The organism is Hymenobacter sp. (assembly GCF_035709525.1).
GTDB lineage: Bacteria > Bacteroidota > Bacteroidia > Cytophagales > Hymenobacteraceae > Hymenobacter.
Map to the genome: position 1 here is coordinate 1 of NZ_DASTEP010000161.1, position 3,902 is coordinate 3,902.

4 protein-coding genes are annotated in these 3,902 nt (G+C 65.1%); all 4 read right to left on the bottom strand.

Translation table 11 applies throughout. The features are described 5' to 3' along the window. Window positions 1-46 precede the first annotated feature (46 nt). Entirely contained in the window at window positions 47-1,252 is a 1,206-nt protein-coding gene (gene pcaF, locus VFO93_RS13830; protein WP_325134971.1) for a 3-oxoadipyl-CoA thiolase, read from the bottom strand. Between the two features lie 89 nt (window positions 1,253-1,341). Then, a complete protein-coding gene (paaI, locus tag VFO93_RS13835; RefSeq protein WP_325134972.1) occupies window positions 1,342-1,776 on the bottom strand; it encodes a hydroxyphenylacetyl-CoA thioesterase PaaI in 435 nt (144 codons plus the stop codon). Beyond that, entirely contained in the window at window positions 1,751-2,941 is a 1,191-nt protein-coding gene (locus VFO93_RS13840; protein ID WP_325134973.1) for a 3-hydroxyacyl-CoA dehydrogenase NAD-binding domain-containing protein, read from the bottom strand. Before VFO93_RS13840 ends, paaI begins: the two co-directional genes overlap by 26 nt. Window positions 2,942-3,073: 132 nt before the next feature. Beyond that, complete coding sequence (locus tag VFO93_RS13845; RefSeq protein ID WP_325134974.1) at window positions 3,074-3,859, bottom strand: enoyl-CoA hydratase-related protein; 786 nt, start codon at window positions 3,857-3,859, stop codon at window positions 3,074-3,076. Between the last annotated feature and the right edge of the window lie 43 nt (window positions 3,860-3,902).

Here is a 3,902-nt window from a genome sequence, read left to right on the forward strand (position 1 = left end):
CGGTCGGCTCCCCCTCTTTTTTGGAGAGGGGGCCGGGGGGTGAGGTTCACACGCGCTCAATTATCACGGCGTAGCCCTGCCCTACCCCGATGCACATCGTCACGAGTGCGTAGCGCTTCTGCTGCGCGTGCAGCTCCAGAGCGGCCGTGCTGAGCAGACGCGCGCCGCTCATGCCCAGCGGGTGGCCCAGCGCAATGGCTCCGCCGTTGGGGTTGAGGCGCGGGTCGTCGTCGGCCAAGCCCAGCGCGCGGATGCAGGCCAGCGACTGCGCGGCGAAGGCTTCGTTCAGTTCGATAATGTCAATGTCATTCAGCGTCAGACCGGCTTTGTTGAGGGCCTGCTGCGTGGCTGGCACCGGCCCGATACCCATGATGCGCGGCTCGACACCCGCCACGCCCATGCTCACGATGCGGGCTTTAGGCGTAAGGTTGTGACGCTTGATGCCTTCCTCCGAAGCCAGTAACAGGGCGGCGGCCCCGTCGTTGAGACCCGAGGCATTGCCGGCCGTGACGGTGCCGGTTTTGCGGAAGGCGGGGCGCAAGGCGGCCAGCCCGTCCAGCGTGGTAGCGGGCTTTAGAAACTCGTCTTCGGCAAAGAGCACGGGCTCGCCCTTGCGCTGCGGAATGGGCACGGGCGCGATTTCCTGCGCCAGCCGGCCGCGCTGCTGCGCGGCGGCGGCCTTCTGCTGCGAGGCCAGCGCAAAGGCGTCTTGGTCGGCGCGGCTGATGCCGTACTGGTCGACCAGGTTTTCGGCGGTTTCGCCCATCGCATCGGTGCCGTACTGACTTTGCATGGCGGGGTTGATGAAGCGCCAGCCGAAGCTGGAATCGTGCATCTGCGAATCGGTGCCAAAGGCCTTCGAAGGCTTCGACATCACGAACGGGGCGCGGGTCATGCTCTCTACCCCACCCGCCACGAACAAGTCGCCGTCGCCGCTCTGGATGGCGCGGGCCGCCGCGATGCCCGCCGACAAACCACTGGCGCAAAGGCGGTTTACCGTTTCGCCGGGCACGGTGGGCGGCAGGCCGGCCAGCAGCGCCGCCATGCGGGCCACGTTGCGGTTGTCTTCGCCGGCCTGGTTGGCGCAGCCCAGTAGTACATCGGCCACGGCGGCGGGGTCAGCACTGGCATTGCGGCGCAGCAGTTCGCGGATGGTGTGGGCGGCAAGGTCGTCGGGGCGCACGGCGGCGAGCGGGCCGCCAAAGTTGCCGATGGGCGTGCGGATGCCGTCGATGATATAGGCTGAAGTCATTTTTTTAGCTGTTGGCTATCAGCTGTTAGCTGCTGGCCTTAACCGCCAGAAAAAGCTGACAGCTAATAGCTAACGGCTAACCGCTAAAATTATAAAATCTCGTTGCTCGTGCGGTAGGCCGTGCCTTTGAACAAGGCCAGCACTACCCCATTTTGGTTGACGACGCGCACCTGGTACACGCCGACTTTGTGCTTGAGGCTTTCCTCGCGGGCTTCCACCGTGATGCGGTCGCCGAGCCGGCCCGCTTCGAGGTAATCGACCGTCACGGTGAGGCCCACGCTCTGGCGGCCGTGGCTGTTGCAGGCGAAGGCAAACGCCGTGTCGGCCGCCGCAAACGTGGCCCCGCCGTGCAGCGAGCCAAAGCCATTGAGCATGTCGGGCCGCACCACAAAGCGCAGGCGGCAGTAGCCAGGGCCGACCTCTTCGACCTCTAAGCCCAACAGCTGGCTGAAGGTATCGTGCCGCAGCATCAGGTCTTTCACGGCTTCGGCCGGCTGGTTAGGAGCGGGCGTGGGCAGGCTCATGGGCTAAGAAAAACTGGTGGTCGCGGGCCAGCCGGCGCAGCAGCGGGCTGGCGCGGTATCGGTCGTCGTGGTACTCGTGGTAGAGGCCATCGAGGGTAGCCAGCACCTGCGCCGGGCCTAGTTCGTCGGCCCAGGTTAGCAGGCCTTTGGGGTAGTTGACGCCGGTAGTCATGGCCAGTTCCAGGTCCGCGGCCGCGGCCACGCGCAAATACAGCGCCTCGGCCGCCTCGTTGATGAGCATGGCCAGCACCCGGTGCAGAATGGCGGTGCCGAGCTGCGCGTCTTTGGTGGGCGCGGGCAGCACCGCGCCGGGCGCGTAGTCGTAGAAGCCGCGCCCCGTTTTGCGGCCGTAGTAGCCGGCCTCAAACAGCCGCTTCTGGGTGAAGGATGGCCGGTAGCGCGGGTCGTAGAAAAAGGCCGTGAAGACAGACTCCGTCACCCGATAATTAACGTCATGGCCGATAAAATCCATCAGCGCAAACGGCCCCATGCGGAAGCCGCCCAGCTCGGTCAGCGCCCAGTCGATGGTGGCGGCGTCGGCCAGGCCCTCTTCCAAAATGCGGATGGCCTCGCCGTAGAACGGCCGCGCCACGCGGTTCACGATGAAGCCGGGCGTATCCTGCGCCAGCACCGGGCGCTTGCCCCAGCTGGCTACCAGCGCCCGCACCTCCTCAGCCAGCCCGGCGCGGGTTTGCACGGCCGGGATGACTTCGACCAGCTGCATGAGCGGCGCGGGATTGAAGAAGTGGATGCCCACAAACCGCTCAGGCCGCTGGCACGCCGCCGCAATGGCCGTGATGGAGAGCGAAGAGGTATTGCTGGCCAGCCAGCACCCGGCCGGCACCACGGCTTCTACTTCCTTGAAAACCTGCTGCTTCACCGCCAGGTCTTCCACAATGGCCTCGATGACTAAGCCGCAATCGGCAAAATCGGCCAGCGCGGTAGTAGGGTGCAGGCGGGCTACGGCCGCGTCGGCGGCTTCGGGGGTTAGCTTGCCTTTGTCGGCCAGCTTGCGTAGGCTGGCGGCGATGCTGGCCGTGGCTTTTTCGAGCGCGCTGGCGTTTTGGTCGAGCAGGCGCACGGGGTGGCCGGCGGTGGCGACCACTTGCGCGATGCCCGCGCCCATTGCCCCGCTGCCGATGATGCCGATGGTTAGTTGTTGCATGGTTGAATTCAGTGTACTTGGACTTTGTGGTCCGAGCGCGAGCGCAGCTCGCCTCCCGCGTTTGGGAACGTCGGGATAATTTATGCTAACGTAGATGCGAGCTGCGCTCGCGCTCGGACTACAAAGTCCAAGCTACATCCCCGTGAAAGTAGGCTGGCGCTTTTCCATGAAAGCCGCCACGCCCTCGCGGTAGTCGGCGGTGTTGCCGGCGCGCAGCTGGTAGTCGCCCTCGGCGCGCAGCTGCTGGGCTACATCATTGCCGAAGGTGCGGTTGAGCAGGTGCTTGGTGTAAGCCAGGCCCTTGGTGGGTAGGTCGGCGAGCTTGCGGGCCAGCACGGCTACTTCCTGGTCGAAGGCGTCGTCGGCGAAGCTTTTGTAAATCATACCCATCTGCACGGCGTCGGCGGCGCTCACCTTGTCGCCGAGCAGCATGAGGGCGCTGGCGCGCTGCAAACCCACGAGGCGCGGCAGGAAGTACGTACCGCCGCTGTCGGGCACCAAACCTATCTTACTGAACGCCTGAATAAACGAGGCCGATTCTTTGGCTACTACTACATCGCAGGCCAGGGCCAGGTTGGCCCCCGCGCCGGCGGCTACGCCATTTACGGCGGCTATCACCGGCTTGTCGAGCTCGCGGATGAGCAGCACAATGGGGTTATACAGCTTCTCCACTATTTCGGCCACGTCGGGGGCGTTGGGACCGGTTATTTCGGCCAAATCCTGGCCGGCGCAGAAGGCGCGGTCCGTGCCCGTGAGCACCACGGCGCGCACGCTGGCATCGGCCTGGCACTGGCGCAGGCGGTCTTGCAGGGCCAGGGCCACTTCGCGGTTGACGCTGTTGAAGACGGCCGGCCGGTTGAAGGTCAACGTGGCGACGCCGTCGGCGAGGGAAAAAAGCAGGGGCTGGGAATCGGACATGGAGAAAGAATAGTGGTTGGCGCTCAGCGCTTGTGTTACCCCA